Annotated in this window: 19 protein-coding genes; 16 read left to right on the forward strand and 3 right to left on the reverse strand. The window is 63.2% G+C overall.

What is annotated here, in order from left to right:
• Nucleotides 1-163: 163 nt before the first annotated feature.
• The 8 genes from JQ628_RS10670 (at nucleotide 164) to JQ628_RS10705 (ending at nucleotide 5131) form a co-directional block, all read left to right on the forward strand.
• Nucleotides 164-1534 carry a sensor histidine kinase gene (locus tag JQ628_RS10670; RefSeq protein WP_212222499.1) on the forward strand — a complete coding sequence of 457 codons (1371 nt, stop codon included), beginning with the start codon at nucleotides 164-166 and terminating at the stop codon, nucleotides 1532-1534.
• A gap of 12 nt (nucleotides 1535-1546) precedes the next feature.
• Nucleotides 1547-2200: a response regulator gene (locus JQ628_RS10675; protein ID WP_212222500.1), complete on the forward strand. Its 654-nt coding sequence runs from the start codon at nucleotides 1547-1549 to the stop codon at nucleotides 2198-2200.
• A 112-nt stretch (nucleotides 2201-2312) separates the two neighbouring features.
• The gene (locus tag JQ628_RS10680; RefSeq protein ID WP_212222501.1) at nucleotides 2313-2636 is read left to right on the forward strand and encodes an ArsR/SmtB family transcription factor; all 324 of its coding nucleotides are present in this window, start codon (nucleotides 2313-2315) and stop codon (nucleotides 2634-2636) included.
• Complete coding sequence (locus tag JQ628_RS10685; protein ID WP_212222502.1) at nucleotides 2633-3067, forward strand: SRPBCC family protein; 435 nt, start codon at nucleotides 2633-2635, stop codon at nucleotides 3065-3067. Before JQ628_RS10680 ends, JQ628_RS10685 begins: the two co-directional genes overlap by 4 nt.
• Nucleotides 3064-3270, forward strand: a complete 207-nt coding sequence (locus JQ628_RS10690) for a hypothetical protein (protein ID WP_212222503.1) — start codon at nucleotides 3064-3066, stop codon at nucleotides 3268-3270. Before JQ628_RS10685 ends, JQ628_RS10690 begins: the two co-directional genes overlap by 4 nt.
• A 98-nt stretch (nucleotides 3271-3368) precedes the next feature.
• The gene (locus JQ628_RS10695) at nucleotides 3369-3848 is read left to right on the forward strand and encodes a DUF1801 domain-containing protein (protein ID WP_212222504.1); all 480 of its coding nucleotides are present in this window, start codon (nucleotides 3369-3371) and stop codon (nucleotides 3846-3848) included.
• A gap of 19 nt (nucleotides 3849-3867) precedes the next feature.
• Entirely contained in the window at nucleotides 3868-4608 is a 741-nt protein-coding gene (locus tag JQ628_RS10700) for a DUF695 domain-containing protein (RefSeq protein ID WP_212222505.1), read from the forward strand.
• 43 nt (nucleotides 4609-4651) lie between these two features.
• On the forward strand, nucleotides 4652-5131 hold the full coding sequence (locus JQ628_RS10705; protein WP_212222506.1) for a DUF1801 domain-containing protein: 480 nt from the start codon (nucleotides 4652-4654) through the stop codon (nucleotides 5129-5131).
• A gap of 68 nt (nucleotides 5132-5199) precedes the next feature.
• On the opposite strand, the gene JQ628_RS10710 is transcribed toward JQ628_RS10705, so the two are convergent.
• Nucleotides 5200-5937 carry a carbonic anhydrase gene (locus JQ628_RS10710; RefSeq protein WP_212222507.1) on the reverse strand — a complete coding sequence of 246 codons (738 nt, stop codon included), beginning with the start codon at nucleotides 5935-5937 and terminating at the stop codon, nucleotides 5200-5202.
• A 275-nt stretch (nucleotides 5938-6212) separates the two neighbouring features.
• Here JQ628_RS10710 and JQ628_RS10715 point away from each other — a divergent pair, with 275 nt between their 5' ends.
• The 4 genes from JQ628_RS10715 to JQ628_RS10730 all read left to right on the forward strand — a co-directional run bounded on the left by JQ628_RS10715 (nucleotide 6213) and on the right by JQ628_RS10730 (nucleotide 12302).
• Nucleotides 6213-7208, forward strand: a complete 996-nt coding sequence (locus JQ628_RS10715; protein ID WP_212222508.1) for an NAD(P)H-dependent flavin oxidoreductase — start codon at nucleotides 6213-6215, stop codon at nucleotides 7206-7208.
• Nucleotides 7209-7231: 23 nt separating this feature from the next.
• Nucleotides 7232-8200 carry a zinc-binding dehydrogenase gene (locus tag JQ628_RS10720; RefSeq protein ID WP_212222509.1) on the forward strand — a complete coding sequence of 323 codons (969 nt, stop codon included), beginning with the start codon at nucleotides 7232-7234 and terminating at the stop codon, nucleotides 8198-8200.
• Nucleotides 8201-8373: 173 nt separating this feature from the next.
• Nucleotides 8374-9762: a cation-efflux pump gene (locus JQ628_RS10725; protein ID WP_212222510.1), complete on the forward strand. Its 1389-nt coding sequence runs from the start codon at nucleotides 8374-8376 to the stop codon at nucleotides 9760-9762.
• A gap of 218 nt (nucleotides 9763-9980) precedes the next feature.
• Entirely contained in the window at nucleotides 9981-12302 is a 2322-nt protein-coding gene (locus tag JQ628_RS10730; RefSeq protein ID WP_212222511.1) for a sensor histidine kinase, read from the forward strand.
• Nucleotides 12303-12307: 5 nt separating this feature from the next.
• Here the strand turns inward: JQ628_RS10730 and JQ628_RS10735 are convergent, their stop codons facing one another.
• Nucleotides 12308-14476, reverse strand: coding sequence for a VCBS domain-containing protein (locus JQ628_RS10735; protein WP_212222512.1), 2169 nt, complete (start codon nucleotides 14474-14476; stop codon nucleotides 12308-12310).
• A gap of 356 nt (nucleotides 14477-14832) precedes the next feature.
• Between JQ628_RS10735 and JQ628_RS10740 the strand changes: the two genes are divergently transcribed.
• Together JQ628_RS10740 and JQ628_RS10745 are read left to right on the forward strand one after the other, a co-directional pair.
• A complete protein-coding gene (locus JQ628_RS10740) occupies nucleotides 14833-15477 on the forward strand; it encodes a FecR family protein (RefSeq protein WP_212222513.1) in 645 nt (214 codons plus the stop codon).
• Nucleotides 15478-15480: 3 nt separating this feature from the next.
• Nucleotides 15481-16323, forward strand: a complete 843-nt coding sequence (locus JQ628_RS10745; protein WP_212222514.1) for a tetratricopeptide repeat protein — start codon at nucleotides 15481-15483, stop codon at nucleotides 16321-16323.
• A 12-nt stretch (nucleotides 16324-16335) separates the two neighbouring features.
• On the opposite strand, the gene JQ628_RS10750 is transcribed toward JQ628_RS10745, so the two are convergent.
• Nucleotides 16336-17226: a LysR family transcriptional regulator gene (locus tag JQ628_RS10750; RefSeq protein WP_212222515.1), complete on the reverse strand. Its 891-nt coding sequence runs from the start codon at nucleotides 17224-17226 to the stop codon at nucleotides 16336-16338.
• 378 nt (nucleotides 17227-17604) lie between these two features.
• Here JQ628_RS10750 and JQ628_RS10755 point away from each other — a divergent pair, with 378 nt between their 5' ends.
• Nucleotides 17605-18093 carry a formate dehydrogenase subunit gamma gene (locus JQ628_RS10755; protein WP_212222516.1) on the forward strand — a complete coding sequence of 163 codons (489 nt, stop codon included), beginning with the start codon at nucleotides 17605-17607 and terminating at the stop codon, nucleotides 18091-18093.
• On the forward strand, nucleotides 18090-19646 hold the full coding sequence (locus tag JQ628_RS10760) for a formate dehydrogenase beta subunit (protein ID WP_212222517.1): 1557 nt from the start codon (nucleotides 18090-18092) through the stop codon (nucleotides 19644-19646). The genes JQ628_RS10755 and JQ628_RS10760 overlap by 4 nt, the downstream gene beginning before the upstream one ends.
• Nucleotides 19647-19651: the final 5 nt, after the last annotated feature.

The following is a 19651-nucleotide window of genomic DNA, read 5'->3' on the forward strand; positions in this document are numbered from 1 at the left end:
CCGCCTGACTTGAGCAGTAGAACAGAGCCGGCCGGCGCGGTCTCAGGAGACCCGCCTGCGGTGGGCCGGGAAATCTTCCCGATCTTGCCCCCATGCAAGCTTGCGATTGGCAACCATTGACGCTGTTGCTACTGTGATGCGCTCGTCGTGGAGAGGTGATCGCATGCGCCTCGTGCTTCAGCTCGTCGGCCGTCTGATTCTGATCGTCGCTCTCTGTCTGGGCGCGACGACGCTCTGGGCCACGATCGATGCCTATCGCAGCGTCGATCGGGCGACCGAGGCTTCCGCCCAACGGGTCGCGCTGGCCATGGAGGCGCTCTACTGGCGCGAATTGCTGCTGCGCAGCAACCGCACGCGCGAACGTCTCCTGCCGGTGCCCGAATGGCGCACCATCGAAACGATGAAACTGATTTCGCCGGGCATTTGCGTTCAATTCGAACCGATGGGTGCGTTCGAGAAACCGCTCTGCGGCCAGAGCAAGGGCATCGGCCTTTCGCCTCCGCGCTGGTTCGCAGCCGGCGTGCAGACGCTGCTCGGAAACCATCCGCCCGTCGTCGTGCCGATCAGCGCCCGCGCTGCCGACGCGGGCACGGTATCGGCGACCGCCGATGCCGATGCGGCGATCGCGCTGGCGTGGGAACGCATCCTCGATAACATCGGCGTGGCATTGCTGATGGCGGTCGCCATCGCCCTGCTCGCCTCGCTCGTGATCGCGCATACGCTGGCACCCGCACGATCGATCGTCGCCGCCCTGCAGCGCATGGCGCACGGCGAATACAGGACACAGCTTCCGGCCTTCCGATCCATGGAGCTTGCCATGATCGGACGGGCCGTCACCGATCTCGGAGACCGCCTGACGCAGGCCATGGAAGAACGGGCGGCCCTGACCGAACGTATGCTAGAAATCCGCAACGATGAACGGCGCGCGCTGGCGCGCGAACTGCACGACGAATTCGGGCAGAACCTCTCGGCCATTCTCGCCTTTGCCAATACGATCGAACTTGCCAGCGCGCGGCATCCGGATCAGAGCGGCATCAAGCAGGACGCGCGGATGATTTCGCAGGCCACCCATCGGATCATGGCGTGCCTGCGCGGCACACTGAACCGCTTGCGCCATCCGCCCGCCGAGGAACTCGGGCTGGAAGCCAGCCTTATCAATCTGGTCGAGAGCTGGCGATCGCAGAATGCGGCGCGGCCATCGATACAGCTCGACCTCCAGGGCGACCTTGCCGGCGTACATGGCGTCGTTGCCGTGACAGCCTATCGGATCGCGCAGGAGTGCCTCACCAACTCGCTGCGCCACAGCGCAGCACGCGAGATCCTGCTGCGGATCGAGCGGCGCGCCGGCGCCGAGAACGCGCTTCTGATCCGCGTCGAGGATGATGGCGGCGGCGATGCCGCCAAAGTCATGCCATCCGAAGGGATCGGCCTGATCGGAATACGCGAACGAGTGGCCGCGCTCGGCGGGTCCGTTTCGATCGCGCGCGAAACGCGCGGCGTGAGCGTCGCGGCAACGATTCCGCTCGCAGCCTGAGGCCATTGCTGCATGACGGCTTCACAGACAAAGGGCATCTCGATTCTGCTGGTGGACGACCATCCGGTCGTTCGCCAAGGCTATCGCCGGGTGCTGGAAACCCAGAGCGACTTCGATGTAACAGCGGAAGCCGAAGACGCGACCAGCGCGTATGCCGCCTTCAAGGCGCACTTGCCGGATGTCGTGGTGATGGACATATCGATGCCGGGTGCCAGCGGCCTCGAGGCTATCAGGAATATCCGCCTGCGCGCGCCCCGCGCCCGCATTCTCGTCTTCAGCATGCACAGCGAAGCTGTGCTGGTGAAGGCGGCATTCAAGTCGGGGGCGAGCGGCTACGTCACCAAGAGCAGTGAGCCGATGGTGCTGGTGCAGGCGATCCGTTCGGTTGCGCGCGGAGAGCGCGCCATGAGCGACGACGTTGCCCACGTTCTGGCGCTCGAAAGCCTGAGCCCGTCGGCGTCAGTGTTCGAGCAGTTGGGAGAACGGGAAATCGAGATCTTGCGGCAACTGGCTGCCGGCTCGACGCAGGAACAGATCGCTTCAAATCTCAATATCAGCATGAAGACGGTTCAAAATTATCAGTCTCTGATCAAGACCAAGACCGGCATGCGGACGGACGCGCAGCTCGTTCGTCTGGCCGCCGAGTACGGGTTGACCAGTCTCTAGAGCCCGATGAGCTTCGCCAGTTCCACCCCTGCCCTTTGTCGTTTTCACCGGTTGACTCACGCATAACTCTGCGGTTATACGTCGATCAATAACCAATGGGTTATTGATCGAGATGGCAAACGCTCACGATGTGCTCTTTCGAACGCTGGCCGATCCGACGCGGCGGGCGATCTTCGAGCGGCTGTGCCGCGACGGCGAGCAGACGGTCGGCGCGCTGACGGCGCGGGCCGGCGTCTCGCAGCCGGCTGTCTCAAAGCACCTTGGCGTTTTGAAGGAGGCCGGCCTGGTGCGCGACCGCCACGAAGGCCGCCAGACCCACTACAGCGCGCAGCTCAGCGCGCTGGCGCCGCTGATCGACTGGACCAGCCGGATGACCGGCTTCTGGGAAAAGAGGTTCGACGACCTCGAAAATTTGCTCAAGAGGATGGATCAATGACTGCAACAGCAACCGAAACGCGGACCGTCGTCGTTGAACGCGAGATGCCGCATCCACTGGAAAAACTCTGGCGCGCGCTCACGCAGCCGCATCTGATGGAGGAATGGCTGATGAAGAACGATTTCCGGCCCGTGGTCGGCCACCGCTTCAATCTTCGCGGCGAATGGGGCGGCGTGCTGGACTGCGAGGTGCTGGAGGTCGAGCCGAACAGGACACTCTCCTACACCTGGAATTTTGAGCACGAGGATGCGGCCTTCAGTCTCAAAAGCGTGGTCGTTTTTACGCTGACACCGACTGCTGCCGGAACCCACCTGCGCATGGAGCAGTCGGGCTTCCGGCCGGATCAGAAGCAGGCTTTTGGCGGCGCGCATGCCGGTTGGAAACAGTTCTTCGAGAAGCTGGACCAACTGCTGGCGAAGGAGGCTCCATGAACTGGAATATGTTGATCCGGCGGGTTCACCGCTGGCTGTCGATTGCGTTCACCGTCGCCGTCATCGCCAACGTCGTCGCGATGGCGCAAGGTCAGCAGATCGTGTGGGTGGGCATCCTCGCTCTGATCCCGCTCATACTGTTGTTGCTCTCCGGCCTCTACCTGTTCATGCTGCCTTGTGCCGCCAGATGGCGCAGTCCGTAGGGCGGGTTAGGCGAAGCCGTAACCCGCCGAATGGTGGCGCGAAAACGGCGGGTTACGCTCCGCTAACCCGCCCTACGCAGCGGTTGAGAAGGAGGGCCATGGCCGTCAAGAAATCCACCAAGTCAAAAGCTGCGAAAAAAGCTCCCGCGAAGAAAGCCGCAGCCAAACGCGCCGGCGAGCCCGTCCTTCTCTCGGGCGGCAATCCGCAAATTCCGAAGGGATATGGCGATGCGCCCGTGCAGGCCTACATCGCGGCAATGCCGGGCTGGAAGCGCGACGTCGGGCGAGAGCTCGATGCGCTGATCGTGCGCGCCGTGCCCGGCGTGCGCAAGGCTGTGAAATGGAACTCGCCGTTCTACGGCATGGACGGCGAGAGCTGGTTTCTCGCCTATCATTGCTTCACGAAATACGTCAAAGTGACATTCCTGCGCGGCGCCTCGCTGCGCCCTCTCCCGCCCGGCGAGTCCAGGCACAAGGATGTGCGTTATCTCGACATCTACGAGGACAAGCCGCTTGATGAGGCCCAATTGGCCGACTGGATCAAGCAGGCCAGCCGGCTGCCCGGCGAGCGCATGTGAGTAAACGAGATCCGCAGAAATGAGCGACTACTGGGACTTCTATCTTCAGCGGGTCGATGATCGGCCGGCGTCGATCTTTGTCGATTTGGGGATTAAAAAAGAGGCGCCCCTCGGAACCCATCCGACGATGGGCTACCTGCGGGTCCTGATGCGTCGTCCGCGGGAGGACGGCCTCTCCAGTCAGGAGGAATTCGACGAACTCATTGCCTTGGAGGACCGAGTTACCGAAAAGATCGCCGGAGTTGGAACGGCCATCTTCGTTGGCCGAAACACATCGGATGGAAACAGAGACTTCTACTTCTATGTTACCGACCCGGCCAAATTCGAGCAGGCTGCCCAGGCCGCAATGCGAGACTTTCCGGCCTACCGGTACGAAACCGGGACGCGAGAGGATCGGGATTGGCGCGTGTATTTCGATTTCCTGCATCCGTCGAAGATCGACTTGCAGCGCATCCTGAACCGCCGCGTCTGTGAACGGTTGCAAGAGCAGGGCGACAATCCGAACAACCGGCGCAAGATCGCTCACGTTGCCCTGCTTCCGAGCGCGGAAGCACAGGCAGCTCTTGGCGGATACGTCAGGGCCAACGGGTTCGCCGTCGAGAGCGCTCCGCGCGAGGCGGACGCTAAAGGTCGCTTCAGTGTGGAGTTCTCCAGAAACGATCAGCCCGCCCGCATTGACGAGATTGTTGAGCCCCTGTTTCAAAAAGCGGTTGAGCTAGGTGGCGTTTACGACGGCTGGGGCTGTCACGTTTCGCCCTGAAGTAAACGTGGCCAGCATCATGAGAACATGACCGACAACAACCATGAAGCAAGCGACAACGGCAAGACCAAAGAGCGGTGCGAGCGAAGGCAAGGCGGCAGAGAACCCGTCAAAGCTGATCGATGCCAGAATTAAGAAGATGAGCGACTGGCGCGGCGAGACCCTCGCCCGCGTCCGGGCGCTCATCAAGGCGGCCGATCCTGATGTGGTCGAGGAAGTGAAATGGAGGAAGCCGTCGAACGGCATGCTCGGCGTTCCCGTGTGGGAGCACGAGGGAATGATCTGCACGGGCGAGACCTACAAGGCCGCCGTGAAGCTGACATTTGCACATGGCGCTTCGCTGAAGGACCCGTCAGGTCTCTTCAACGCAAGCCTCGACGGCAATGTCAGGCGCGCGATCGATTTCCACGAGGGCGACAAGATCGACGAAAAGGCGTTCAAGGCGCTCATTCGATCCGCTGTGGCGCGCAATATCGAGCAAGCGGCTGCCCGCCCTGCCCGCTCGAAGAAAAAGACTGCCTAGAGTGCGCTGACGCCTCAAGGGAATGTGAGGAAGTCAGGGACGCCCGGTGCGTCCCGACTATCCAGAATTCAATTTAGAAGCTCCACCCTGCCGGTGCTGAGCCGGTAAATACCGCCGACGACCTTCAGCTTGTTCTGCTCGACGGACGCACTGAGGATAGGCGTCGCCGATTTCAGCTTGTTGACGTTGTCGACCACGTTCTGCTTGATGGCATTGTCCAGCGCGTTTCCGCTCTGTTGCGCTGAGGCCTTCACCGCAGGTGCGATGGCTGCGACCAATGACGGGATGTGTCCCGGCGGCGGCTTGTTGTCCTTCAGGGACTTGATTGTCGCATCGACCGCACCACAGCTGTCATGCCCCAGCACCAGAATCAGCGGTGAGCCCAGGACCGCGACGGTATATTCCATGCTGGCGATCGTATCGTCATTGGCGAAGTTGCCGGCAACGCGGCAGACGAAGAGATCGCCGCGCCCGCTATCGAAGGCATATTCGGGCGCGATGCGCGAGTCCGCGCAGCTCAAGACGGCCGCAAAGGGATTTTGACCTCCGACCAACGCTTCCCGTTCGTGTTTGAAATCGTGGCGCCGCGACACGCCCTCGACGTACCGCTTGTTTCCCTCCATCAATCGCTTCAGCGCGGCATCCGGCGACAACACGTTTTCCGGCTTCGGCGGAGCTTTTGCTTCCTTGGCGCTGGCGGCGGCACTACCGAGCATCAGGCCGAGCGCCGATGCGCCGAGCAAAACAAACGAACGCCGGGAAGGCGCGAGCGGTTGAACGATATCTCGGGCGCACTTTTCGCACATGTCACTTTCCTGCCTGCGTGAGCGACGTAAAGCGCCGTGATACGCTACTTTAGGTTAAGTTTCGGTTGGCGCGCGCGGCGGGCGGTCCGTTGGCGGGCTGTTGCCGTACCGCATCCAAAAATGTCCGCGCTGCGGAAACAAAGCCCCGCTTTTGCATGAGGGCGATGCCTTGGCCTCCGGCGCCCCCCGTGGACATTTGCGGGGGGTGACGGCATCCTGACCGGCGAAATCTTCAGAAAATCGGGCGCATGGCGCCGGGAAACAGAGGGCAGGAAATGTTCAAGACCAGGTTCACCGAACTCGTCGGCGTCGAGCACCCGATCGTCCAGGGCGGCATGCAATGGGTGGGACGCGCCGAGCTGGTGGCCGCGGTCGCCAATGCCGGCGCGCTCGGCTTCATCACCGCGCTGACGCAGCCGACGCCGGAAGACCTGACGAAAGAAATCGCCCGCTGCCGTGGCATGACCGACAAGCCCTTTGGCGTGAACCTGACCATCCTGCCCGCGATCAAGCCGCCGCCCTATGCGGAATACCGCCAGGCCATCATCGAGAGCGGCATCAAGGTGGTGGAGACCGCCGGCAACAAGCCGCAGGAGCATGTCGACGAATTCAAGAAGCACGGCATCAAGGTCGTGCACAAATGCACCAGCGTGCGCCACGCGCTGTCCGCCGAGCGCATGGGCGTCGATGCGATCTCGATCGACGGCTTTGAATGCGCCGGCCATCCCGGCGAGGACGACACGCCCGGCCTGATCCTGATCCCCGCCGCCGCCGACAAGGTCAAAATACCGATGATCGCCTCCGGCGGTTTTGGCGACGGCCGCGGCCTCGTCGCCGCGCTCGCGCTCGGCGCCGAAGGCATCAACATGGGCACGCGCTTCATGTGCACCAAGGAAAGCCCGATCCATCAGCTCGTGAAGGAGCAGATCGTCGCCAATGACGAGCGTCAGACCGAGCTGATCTTCCGCACCATGCGCAACACCTCGCGCGTCGCCAAGAACGCGATCTCAACCAAGGTGGTGCAGATGGAAAAGGAAGGCGCCAAATTCGAGGACGTGCGCGAGCTCGTCGCCGGCGCCCGCGGCAAGATGGTCTATGCAACAGGCGATTCCGACGAGGGCATCTGGTCGGCCGGCCAGGTGCAGGGCCTGATCCACGACATCCCGACCTGCGCTGAACTCGTCTCGCGCATCATCCGCGAAGCCGAAGCGATCGTCCGCGAGCGGATGGAAGGCATGCTGTCCGGCGCGCGGCGTCAGGCCGCGGAGTAACTGCAAACAAAGAAGAGCTGTCCATGAAAGCCTATGTCTACGGCGCCAACGGCGCTGAAATATCCGATGTCGCAAAACCCTCGCCGAAGGGCACGCAGGTGCTGGTCAAGGTTCACGCCTGCGGGCTGAACCGCGCCGATCTCGGCATGACCAAGGGCCATGTCCACGGCTCGGCCGGCGGCGTCGGCACCGTGCTCGGCATGGAATGGGCCGGCGAAGTGGCGGAGCTCGGCCCCGATGTGAAAGGCGTCAAGGTCGGCGACAAGATCATGGGCTCGGGCGCTGCGGCGTTCGCCGAATACACGCTGGCCGATCACGGCCGGCTGTTCCGTGCGCCCTCCAACATGAACTTTCAGGAGGCGGCGACGCTACCCGTCGCGCTCGCGACCATGCACAACGCCGTCGTCACCAACGGCGCGCTACAGGCGGGCCAGACGGTGCTGATCCAGGGCGCGAGCTCCGGCGTCGGGCTGATGGCGATGCAGATCGCCAAGCTCAAGGGCGCCAAGCTGGTGGTCGGCTCCTCCACCGATGCAATGCGCCGTGGCCGCTTGAAAGAATTCGGCGCCGACCTTGCGATCGACTCCTCCGATCCGGCCTGGGTCGACGAGGTGCTGAAGGCGACCGGTGGGGAAGGCGTCGACCTGATCGTCGACCAGATCTCGGGCCCGGTCGCCAACCAGAATCTGAAGGCGACGAAAGTGCTCGGCCGCATCGTCAATGTCGGCCGGCTCGGCGGCACCCATGGCGACTTCAACTTCGACCTGCACGCCGCGCGCCGCATCAGCTATATCGGCGTCACCTTCCGCACCCGCAGCATCGAGGAGATCCGCGAAATCTTCGACGAGGTCCGCAAGGACATCTGGAGCGCGGTGGAATCGCGAAAGCTGCAATTGCCGATCGACAAGGTCTACAATTTCGCCGACATCGGCAAGGCGTTCGAGCACATGGAAGCCAACAAGCACCTCGGCAAGATCGTGGTGACGTTGTAGCCCCCGCTCTCGTGTCCCCGGACGCGGTACGGCGCGTAGCGCGGCGCCGCAGAGCCGGGGAACACCGGCTTTAATCATAACAATTCGCAACACACCTGCTTCTGCGAGCGAGTTGCGACTGCGCCTGTGGATGGCGGCTTGATGTTGCCGGTCGGCCTGCTAAACCGCCGCCCATGACCGCTACCCACGCGCACAAATCCAGCACCAAGACATCGGTCGCGGCGATCTCGATCCTCGCGAGCGGCAGCATGGCCGTGGCCAAGCTGGTGGTCGGCATCGCCATCGGCTCGCTGGCGCTGATCTCCGAGGCGCTGCACAGCGCGATCGATCTGGTCGCCACCATCATCACCTGGGCGGTGGTGCGGGTTTCCGACCAGCCGGCGGATGCCGAGCACCATTACGGCCACGGCAAGTTCGAGTCGCTTTCGGCGCTCGGCATCACCGCCCTGCTCTACGTGCTGGCCGGCGGTATTTTGGTCGAGGCCTATGGCCGCCTCAGCGAAGGCACGCCGCCGCCGACCATTTCGGCAATCCCGTTCATCGTGCTGGTGATCGATATCGCCATCAACTTCTGGCGGGCCCGCGCGCTGCACCGCGCCGCGCGCGAAACGCGCAGCCAGGCGCTGGCCGCCGATGCGCTGCATTTCGCCTCCGACGTGCTGGGCTCCACCGCCGTCATCGCCGGCCTCATTCTGGCCGGGCTCGGCTTCTGGTGGGGCGATGCGGCAGCCGCCGTCGCGGTGGCCGTGATGATCGGTTTTCTGGGCCTGAAGATGACGCGCGCGACCGTCGAAACCCTGCTCGACCGCGCGCCCGAGGGCATTACCGAAAAGGCGGAAGCTGCGATCCGCTCGGTGAGCGGTGTCGTGGATGTGGACCGCATGCGCGTGCGAATGGTCGGCCCCACCTATTTCATCGACGCCATCGCAAAAGTGCCGCGCACCTACCCGATCGACCGCGTCGAGGAGATCAAGCGCAAGGCGCAGGCCGCCGTCAGCGAGGCGCTGGGCGATGCCGACCTCACCTTCACCGCAGTGCCGGTCGCACGCGACAACGAGACCGTGCGCGACCGCGTGATGGTGATCGCGCGCAATTCCGGCCTCGCGGTCCATCACGTCACCGTGCACGATCTCGGCAGCAAGCTGATCGTCAGCCTCGACCTCGAGGTCGACGGCGAGATGCCGCTGACATCTGCGCACGACATCGCCCACAACCTCGAGCGCAGCATCCGGGAAGAGTTCGGCGAGGACGTCGAGGTCGATACCCACATCGAGCCGCTGGAACCGGAATTGCCGCACGGCACCGACGCGCCGGCCGAACGGGTCGAGGCGATCAAGAAGGCGCTGACCGGATTTGCCGCCAACGGCGCCATCCATGACATCCACAATGTGCGGGTACGCGACACCGACGCCGGCGAGATCGTCAACTTCCACTGCCGCGCCGCGCCGTCGATGAGCGTCATCAAGGTGCACGAATGCGTCGACGAGATCGAGCGCGCACTGCGCCGCGCGTTCCCCTCGATCAAGCGCGTCATCAGCCATGCCGAGCCGCCGCGCGCGTAGTGCTTCGTCAAACCGAAAAGGCGTAAATCCACGGGCGCGTTCCTGTTTCGGACTCGTCCGTTGAATCACGATTCCGCGTTGGACAAGATTTATTTCGCATTAACGAATCGTTGACTCTCGACACCACGGGAAAACTGGATTCAAATCGCTGTGATTCGGAAGCACGTGGGGTACTTCCGAAAGACGGTGCAAACAGATTTCGGCGGGGGTCTAAAGGCATGGCGCGTGCGCATGCGGCGAACGCGTGCGTCCAATCCGATTCGATCAAGGGATTGGCGCAGTCGATCGCGAAGCCGGCCTATCTCAGGCTCCTGACTGCCGAGCCTGCGCTGCGACGCGCTGTGCCAACGCTGATCATCGCCTTCCTCGTCACCATCTGTCTCGGCGCCTTTGTGCAGGTGATCGATCATAGCCGGCAGAAGCGCGCGGTGATGAAGCGCGACATCTCCGCGCTCGCGGACATCATCGCCGATCGCATCGATCGCATCACCTCGGTCCGGCAGGATCGCGCCATCAGCATCGAGCGGCTCCAGGCCATCCTGCCGGGCCTGATGCCGTCCTGGGGCGGCGCGGCTGGCCGGCACGTCATCGTCGTCAGCGCCGACCAGCGCGTCCTCGCCCGCGTTCCGCTCGAGACCGGCCTCGAGCCCGACCGCGTTCTCGACGTGATCTCGACCGCGCAGTTGCTGGCGACGCCCGGCTCGCAGAATGCCGTCACCGACATGACCCTGCCGGGTGGAGGCGGCGCGCTGGCCACCCAGCGCATGATCAAGTCGCTGCCCGGCCAGGTCATCGTGATCCAGGAGAAGAACGAACCGATCTGGGGATCGGATGCGGCGCTCTCGGTGACGCTGTCCGCCACGACAGGCTTTGTCGTGCTGATCCTCGGCTTTGCCTTCCACTGGCAATCCACCCGCGCGCGCGAAGGCGACCTGATCAACGATGCCGTGCGCGGGCGCATCGACACCGCGCTCAACCGCGGCCGCTGCGGCCTGTGGGACTGGGACCTGTCGCGCGGCCGCATCTTCTGGTCGCAGTCGATGTTCACCATGCTGGGGCTGGACAGCCGCAGCGACCTCCTCACCTTCGGTGAGGTCAACGCGCTGGTGAACTCCGACGACATCGACCTCTTTGCGATCGCCGACCAGCTTATTTCGGGCAAGATCGCCCACATCGACCATTCCTTCCGCATGCAGCACAGCGGCGGCCACTGGATCTGGCTGCGCGTCCGCTGCGAGCTCTCCAGCGGCGCCGCCGATGCCGGCCTGCACCTGATCGGCATCGCGCTCGACATCACCGAACAGAAGAGCCTTGCCGAAAAGTCCGTGGAAGCCGATCTCCGCCTGCGCGACGCCATCGAAACCATCCCGGAAGCATTCGTGCTGTGGGACGCCGACGATCGCCTCGTGCTGTGCAACTCGCACTTCCAGCGCCTGCACCGCCTGCCCGATTCTGCGGTGGCTCCCGGCACCTCCTACGAGACCGTGATCGAGGTCGGCAGCATGCCGGAGGTGCGCACCCGCCTACAGGACGCCGGCAACCAGGCGCCGGGCGCGCGCACTTTCGAGGCGCAGCTCGACAGCGGAAGCTGGCTGCATATCAGCGAGCGCCGCACCAAGGATGGCGGCTATGTTTCGGTCGGCACCGACATCACCCGCATCAAGGAACATGAGCAAAAGCTGGTCGACAACGACCTGCGCCTGCGCGCTTCCGTGATCGACCTGAAGCGCTCGCAGACCGAGCTCGAGCGTCAGGCCATCGAGCTCGCCGACCTCGCCGAAAAATACTCCCAGGAAAAGAACCGCGCCGAGGAAGCCAACCAGGCCAAGTCAAAATTCCTCGCCAATATGAGCCACGAGCTGCGCACCCCACTCAATGCCATCATCGGCTTCTCCGAGATCATGGGCAGCGGCATGTTCGGCGCGCTCGGCTCGGAAAAGTACCGGGAATACTGCCATGACATCCTGACATCAGGAAAATACCTGCTGGAAGTCATCAACGACATTCTCGACATGTCGAAGATCGAGGCCGGCCGCATGAAGCTCGACCTCGAACCGCTCGACCTGTCGAAGATATTGGCGGAATCTCTGCGCGTGGTCTCGGGCCGTGCCGAGGACAAGAATTTGACGCTCGATGCCGATATCGCCAATACGATTTCGGTGATCGCCGACCGCCGCGCGGTCAAGCAGGTCATCGTCAATCTCTTGTCGAACGCGGTCAAGTTCACGCCGGAGGAAGGCAAAGTGGTGGTGCGCGGCCAGATGCTGAACGACTCGATCGTGCTGATGATCGCCGACACCGGCATCGGCATCGCGCCGGAATCGCTGCGGCGCCTCGGAAAACCGTTCGAACAGGTCGAGAGCCAGCTCACCAAGACCTATCAGGGTTCCGGGCTCGGTCTTGCGATCGCCCGCTCCCTCACCGATCTGCATGGCGGCACGATGAAGCTGCGCTCAAAGCTCGGCGCCGGCACCGTGGTTCGCGTCACCCTCCCGCTCGATGCGCGGCATATCAAGCCGCGGCTGCCGACGGCGGCGTAGCGCCCTCACACCATCAGATCATGCGTAACGGGACCGGCAGCCGGCCTGGGATCTGACACCGCGTTTGCATCGACGTGAGCAGCGGCTGCTTCGTGCTCCCAATCCCAGTGATCGTGATGCTCGTGGTGGCTGTGGTCGTCGGCGCCGTAAATGGTGATCTTTATGACCTGCTCGGTGCCGTCTTCCGTCGTCACCGTAAAGCTGTCGGTGAGCGTGTCGCAATCATCGAGCGACTGCACGGCGCAATTGTTGTTGTCGAGCGTATAGGTCCACTTGCCGTCCGCCGTCATCGTGAAGGTGCCGTAGCCGCCATCGCTCGCCTGGCATTCGACCGGTGTGAACGTGTCGGACGGATTGTCGATGTCCGTGCTGATGAGGCATCCTCTCGCAGTCGGGATACCCCAATCCTTGCAGCCGGCCTCGACCACTGCGCCGCGCTTGTCGCCGGAAATATCGGCGGCATCGTTGGTGCCGCCGATGATGATCGTCACCTCCTGCTCGGTGCCGTCGACGGTGGTTACCGTGAAGGTGTCGATGAGCTGGTCATCGACATTGAGCGCCTGCACTTCGCAGTTGTCGTTGTCGAGCGTGTAGGTCCACTTGCCGTCCGCCGTCATCGTGAAGGTGCCGAAGCCGCCATCGCTCTGCTGGCATTTGACCGGCGTGAACGTATCGGACAGGTTGTCGATATCGGCGGCGGTAAGGACGCCCGTCGCGGTCGGGATACCCGGATCCTTGCAGGCGGCCTCGACCACCGCGCCTTCCGTGTCGCCGGAAATGATCGCGGCATCGTTGATGCCGCCGATGACAATCGTCACCATCTGCTGTGTGCCATCCACGGTGGTCACCGTGAAGGTGTCGGTGAGCCGGCCGCCGACATTGAGCGCCTGCACCACGCTGTTGCCGTCATCGAGCGTGTAGGTCCACACGCCATCCGCCGTCATCGTGAAGGTGCCGTAGCCGCCATTGCTCGCCGTCGGCGTATCGACGGCCGTGAAGGCATTGTGCGGATCGTCGACGTCGGTGCTGGTGAGCGTGCCACTCGCGCTGCGCGGGGCTGGTGCCGCCGGTGCGAAAGCCATGGCAAGGCGGGCGCCGCCGCCGCTGTCGCCGCCCCCCTCGGTCAACGAGCCGGAGGCATTGCCGGAAATGACGGCATCGTCATTGACGCCGTCGATGTCGATCGTGAAGGTCTGGTTGGCCGAGATGGTGCCATCCGACACCGTAACGAGAAAGTTCTGCTCCGTGGGTGTCTTGAGCGCATTGATCGCATCATCATCCGGCACGAAGGTATAGGCGCCGGTCGCGCTGTTGACGTACAGCGTGCCGAACTGGCCCGCCTGCGATACGTTATAGGTTATCCCGTCCAGCACCGTCGCGCCGGGCATTCCCCCGCTGATGCCGTAGCTCAGTGTGGCCGCGTTGTTGGAGCTGCTGGCCGAAAAGATTCCGCTGGTCGAGCCGAAAGTATCGAACGCGAACGTATCGATTTCGGTCGGCCCCGTGCCGAGGGCCAGCGTCAACGTCGGCGTCGGCTCCGGAAGCGACGCGCGTATGAAGGTGAACTCGGGTATCGGCTGAATCGATGGCAGCGCGGGAAGCGCGTCCTGCGCCTCCGCAGAGCCCGGCGGGACGAAATTGATCGGTTGCAGCACCGTCGGATCGATGAAGGTAGGGGCGCCCGAGCCGTGCGTGCCGTACCCTTCCGTCAGGTTGGCGTACACTTCCTTTTGCGCCGCCTGTAGCTCTTCCATGCGCGCGGCATTGTTGGTGAACTGGCTGACGCTGACCGAGGAGCCGGTGCGGCTCAGGACGATGGTCTCTCCGGGATCCCCGACAATGATAGAGCGGGGGACCGCTTCCTTGGTCACAAGCTCGAACGTGCCGTGCTGCAAATCCTTGAATGCGATGCTGTCGTCGTCGAGCAACGTGAGATTCGCATCCGATGCCCACGCGTCCTTCATGGTTGCGAACGTCAGGGCCGTGAGCGACAGCAGGCCAAACCGGTTGCCAACGGATTTGCGAGCCAGCCGCCCCGCAGCACCGCTCCCATGGTTGAGGGTGTCGATCGCGGCTCTAATGTTGCCAGTGGCCTGGTCGCCAGCGGGTTGCGGATGCAGGGTCGCGGCGGCCCCGCCTTCATCCCCGGACTGTAAGCGGGGTTCCCTGAACATTGGTATCGACCTCGCCTGGCGAATATTCAGGCTCGCCCCGCCAAAAATCCCTGATCCAAATAAGCCAACCCATTCCGGACGTAGGCGCATCCAGCGACACTCAACCAGACGGTGATGCCGTCGCCGCGCCGTAAGACAGGCCCTCTCCCTTGGAAAGCCTCTTTGATTATTCAAGGGCGGAACAGTGACCCTTTCGTCGCCGCCAATCAGCCAATAGGATTAGGCCGGCATACCCGGTTGGCTGAAATGGCCTGCGGTCTCCGGTCTGACATTATGCGCGAAGGCAGACCGGACAATTGCTTTGGCAAACCATCGGCCGGGCCGGAACAACGAGATCTTCTCAGAAGGAGGGGATCATGCGCGCACATGCGATTAGCGTGTTGGTGACGGGACTTGCCCTGGCGCTGGCCGGTTTCTCGCCCGGCCGGGCCCAGACACCGACAGAGCCGGCACGGCCTGCCGTTCAGAACGTCGAAGCAAAACCCATCGGGAAAGTCGTGACCGTGTCGGGCTCCGTCACGATCGAGCATGCCGGTGCGGTCGTCGTGCAGGCCGCCGTTTCCGCCGGACAGACCAAGGTCGGCGATCTCGTCTACCTCGGCGATGTCGTCAAGACCGCAGCGGATGGCAAAGTAGGCCTCAACTTCACCGACGGCAGCTCGTTCAATCTGTCGAGCAACGCCCACATGGTGTTGAACGAGTTCGTGTACGACCCGAACGGAAAATCCAACTCCACCTTGTTCAACCTGACCAAGGGCACGTTCACCTTCGTTGCCGGCAACGTCGCCAAGACCGGCGACATGAAGATCGACACCCCCGTGGCCACCATGGGCATTCGCGGCACCACGCCGCGCGTGGAAATCTCCGACGACGGGTCAGTCAGATTTTCCACCCTGATCGAGGAGACGGCCAGGGTTGCGAAGAAGGCCGCAGGCCCCGCCCCCCGGCAGCCCGAACAGGTAACACCGCAGCCCAATCTCAAGATATGCCGGGGGTGCTAGCGCATGATCCGGACCCGGCTGGCTGCATTGGCGTTCGCGCTGCCGTTGCTTGCAACACCTGCGGCGGCGCAGGATGCGAAGAACGACAGCTATCTGAAAAATATTGAACTGTGCAACAGCATGGACCGCACGGCGCTTGACGCGCGGATCGGCGGCTGCACCGCGCTGATTGATGCCGGCTACGGCACGACAACCGCCCTCGCCATCGCCTTCAACAATCGCGGCAATGTCTATGTCGCGAAGGGCGACTTCGACCGCGCCATCCAGGACTTTGAGCGATCAATCACGCTCGATCCGGCCTACATCAAGCCCCACAACAACCGCGGGGTGGCCTACATGAAGAAAGGCGAGCACGACCTTGCCATCGAGTCGTTCGACGCGGCGATCAAGCTCAATCCCAACTACGGCGGCGCCTTCGCCAACCGGGCCGCAGCCTATGTCAAGAAAAACGAATTTGCTCGCGCCGCGCAGGATTATGACGAGGCCCTTCGTCTCAATCCGGGCCTGGAGCACGTCTGGCACGGGCGCTGCTGGGCCCGCGCCGTCCTCGGCGAGTTGCAGGCGGCGCTGGAGGCCTGCAACAGGGCGCTACAGTCGGGATTGCACAATGCGGCGACCTACGACTCGCTTGGATTGATCCACCTGAAGATGGATCAGCACCAGGTCGCCATCGATCACTACAATTCGGCGCTACGGCACGATCCGAAACTGGCGGCTGCCCTTTACGGACGCGGGCTTGCCCGGCTCAAGGCCGGCGATCAAGCGGGCAGCGATGCCGATATCCTGCAAGCCCGGACCATCGCGGCCGGGATCGGCGACGACTTCGCGCGCTATGGCGTGAAGTAGCGCCCTGCTCCACTACTGAAGCGTCGGCGCAACCTCGCGGGCCGTCTGCACCAGGGCGGCCATCAAGGGCGTCATCGGATCGCGCTGGGGCAGCACGAGGCCAATACTGTACTCGACCACAGGATCGACGATCGGAATGCTGCGGACGGTATCGGCAAGTCCGAGCGTTTCGGCGAGCTTGGCCGGCATCACGCTGGCCCAGCGCCCGGTCTTCACGTGGGTGTAGAGCACCAGCAGCGAATTTGACGTCAGCGTCGGCGTTGCCTCCCCTCCGACCGATAGCAGAGCGCGATCGATGATGCGGCGGTTCTGCATGTCCGGCGTCAGCAGGCACAGAGGCACCTGCGCGACTTCCTTCCAGGTCACGGTCTCGCGATCGCCGAACATCGCATCCGGCGCGGTCAGCAGGCGATAGCTCTCATTGTAGAGCGGGATGGTGCGAACCTTGCCGATCGGCTCGTTCTCGATATAGGTCAACCCGACATCGACCTCGAGGTTTTCCAGAAGGCCCAGCACGTCGACGGAAGTGCAGGACTGGATGCGAAAGCTAACGTCGGGGTGACGGGCCCGAAACGGCGTCGTGAGCTGCGCCACCATGCCGAGCACGGTTGGAATCGCCGCGATCCTGATCTCGCCGGAAAGCTTGTGCTTGAGGCTGTTGATCTCCTGCTTCATCGCGCGGGCATCGCCGACGATGCGGCGCGCCCAGTCGAGCGTGCGCTCGCCCTCGGGCGTAAAGCCCTGGAAGCGCGAGCCGCGCTGCACCAGCATGACGCCCAGAATTTCCTCGAGCTGCTTGAGGCTGGTCGACATGGTCGGCTGGGTGACGCCGCAGGCTTCGGCCGCCCGGCCGAAATGACGCTCCTTTGCGAGCGCCAGCAGAAGTTCAAGCTTGTCGATCAAGAAGAAAACCTCAGGAAAATAGCTGTTCCGGTTGCGTTCAATTGGCTGCCACAAGTAGCACGACCGCCAACGAACCAATACGCCAAAAGCGGCGCCGGCCTGAGGCTAATTTCATTTTCGTATCGTCCAATTTTGCGCGCCTATGGATCACTTTTTCGGCGGTAAAGGGAGCCTATGGACTATGCGGAACTGGGGCCGCGCGTTGATCGCAGCACGGATAGCAGAAACCGTCCCGTTAACAGCGCCATCGCACCCATAGGCTTTGCCTATGCAGAGTTCTGATCACCATACGCTATCGCAGCATGAGACAGCTTTATTGATGTTTTGAAGAATTCCAAGTCTCTTCGGGGACAAGAAAATCTCTGAATGAGAATGCGAATGACAACCGCCTACGATGCGCCTTACGAACCCTGGGATTCCAAACGCGCCACCGAAATCATTTCAGAGCATAGCGGCATCGAAGGCGCGACGCTGGTGATTCTGCATGCGCTTCAGGAGGCGTTCGGATATGTGCCGGAGCCGGCGATTCCGATGGTTGCCGAAGCGCTCAACCTGTCGCGCGCCGAGGTGCACGGCGTCTTCACGTTCTATCATGATTTTCGCAAGGAGCCCGCCGGCCGGCATGTGCTGAAACTGTGCCGCGCCGAGGCCTGCCAGGCCGCCGGCGGCGACGCACTGGCCGCGCACGCGGAAGCCAGGCTTGGCGTCGCGATCGGAAATACCAGCGCCGATAATCGCGTCACGCTGGAGCCGATCTATTGCCTCGGCCTGTGCGCCACCGCGCCGTCGGCGATGCTCGATGGCCGCGTGGTCGGGCGATTGGACGAAAAGCGGCTCGATGCGCTGCTCGCGGAGGCACAACGATGAGCCTTCGCGTTTTCATTCCGCTCGATGCGGGTTCTGTCGCGGTCGGTGCCGATGACGTAGCGCTCGCACTGGCTCAGGCCGCAAAGGCGGGCAACATTGCGATCGATATCGTCAGGACCGGCTCGCGTGGCCTCTATTGGCTGGAGCCGATGGTCGAGGTCGCGACGTCAGCCGGCCGCATTGCGTTCGGTCCGGCTACCCCCGCAGACGTGCCTTCCCTATTGGATGCTATCACCGGCAACGGACAACATCCGCTGCGCCTCGGCATCGCCGATGAGATCCCGTGGTTGAAGCGGCAGACCCGCCTCACCTTCGCTCGCTGCGGGATCACCGATCCGCGCTCGGTCGAGGATTATCGCGCCCATGGCGGTTACAAGGGCCTCGAACGGGCGCTGACACTTTCCTCCGACGACATCCTCGCTGACGTCACAGCCTCCGGCCTGCGCGGCCGCGGCGGCGCGGGATTCCCGACCGGCATCAAGTGGAAGACGGTGGCGCAGGCTCAGGCCGATCGCAAATTCATCGTCTGCAACGCCGACGAAGGCGACAGCGGCACATTTGCCGATCGGATGATCATGGAAGGCGATCCCTTCGTCGTGATCGAAGGCATGACGATTGCCGGCATCACTGTCGGCGCCACCAAAGGCTACATCTACATCCGCTCGGAATATCCGCATGCGGTGATCGCGATGAACGCGGCGATCGCGGCCGCCAAACGCGCCGGCTATCTCGGCACGAAAGTTGGCGGCTCGGCGCATAGCTTCGATCTCGAAGTCCGCGTCGGCGCCGGCGCCTATGTCTGCGGCGAAGAGACGTCGCTGCTGGAGAGCCTCGAAGGCCGCCGCGGCATCGTGCGCGCCAAACCGCCGCTGCCGGCGCACAAAGGCCTGTTCGGCAAGCCGACCGTGATCAACAACGTGCTGTCGTTCGCGGCCATCCCCTTCATCCTCGACAACGGCGCCAAAGCCTATGCCGATTACGGCATGGGCCGCTCGCGCGGCACCATGCCGATCCAGTTGGCCGGCAACATTCGCTATGGCGGCCTGTTCGAGACCGCCTTCGGCATCACGCTCGGCGAACTCATTGACGATATCGGCGGCGGCACCTTTACCGGCCGTCCGGTTCGCGCGGTGCAGGTTGGCGGTCCGCTCGGCGCCTATTTCCCCCGCGCGCTGTTCGATACACCATTCGACTATGAGGCCTTTGCCGCGCGCGAGGGCCTGATCGGCCATGCCGGAATCGTCGTGTTCGACGACAGCGTCGACATGGCAAAGCAGGCGCGCTTTGCGATGGAATTCTGCGCGGTGGAATCCTGCGGCAAGTGCACGCCGTGCCGGATCGGCTCCACCCGCGGCGTCGAGACCATCGACAAGATCAGGCGCGACGAGCGCGTCAGCGAGAATCTCACCGTGGTCGAAGACCTCTGCAACACCATGAAGTTCGGCTCGCTCTGCGCGCTCGGCGGCTTCACGCCCTACCCCGTCATGAGCGCGCTAAAGCACTTCCGGGAAGACTTTGGCCCGGCACCGGCCCGCCTGCAGGCCGCGGAATAAGGAGA

The organism is Bradyrhizobium lablabi (assembly GCF_018129385.1).
In the GTDB taxonomy this organism is placed as follows: Bacteria; Pseudomonadota; Alphaproteobacteria; order Rhizobiales; family Xanthobacteraceae; genus Bradyrhizobium; species Bradyrhizobium lablabi_C.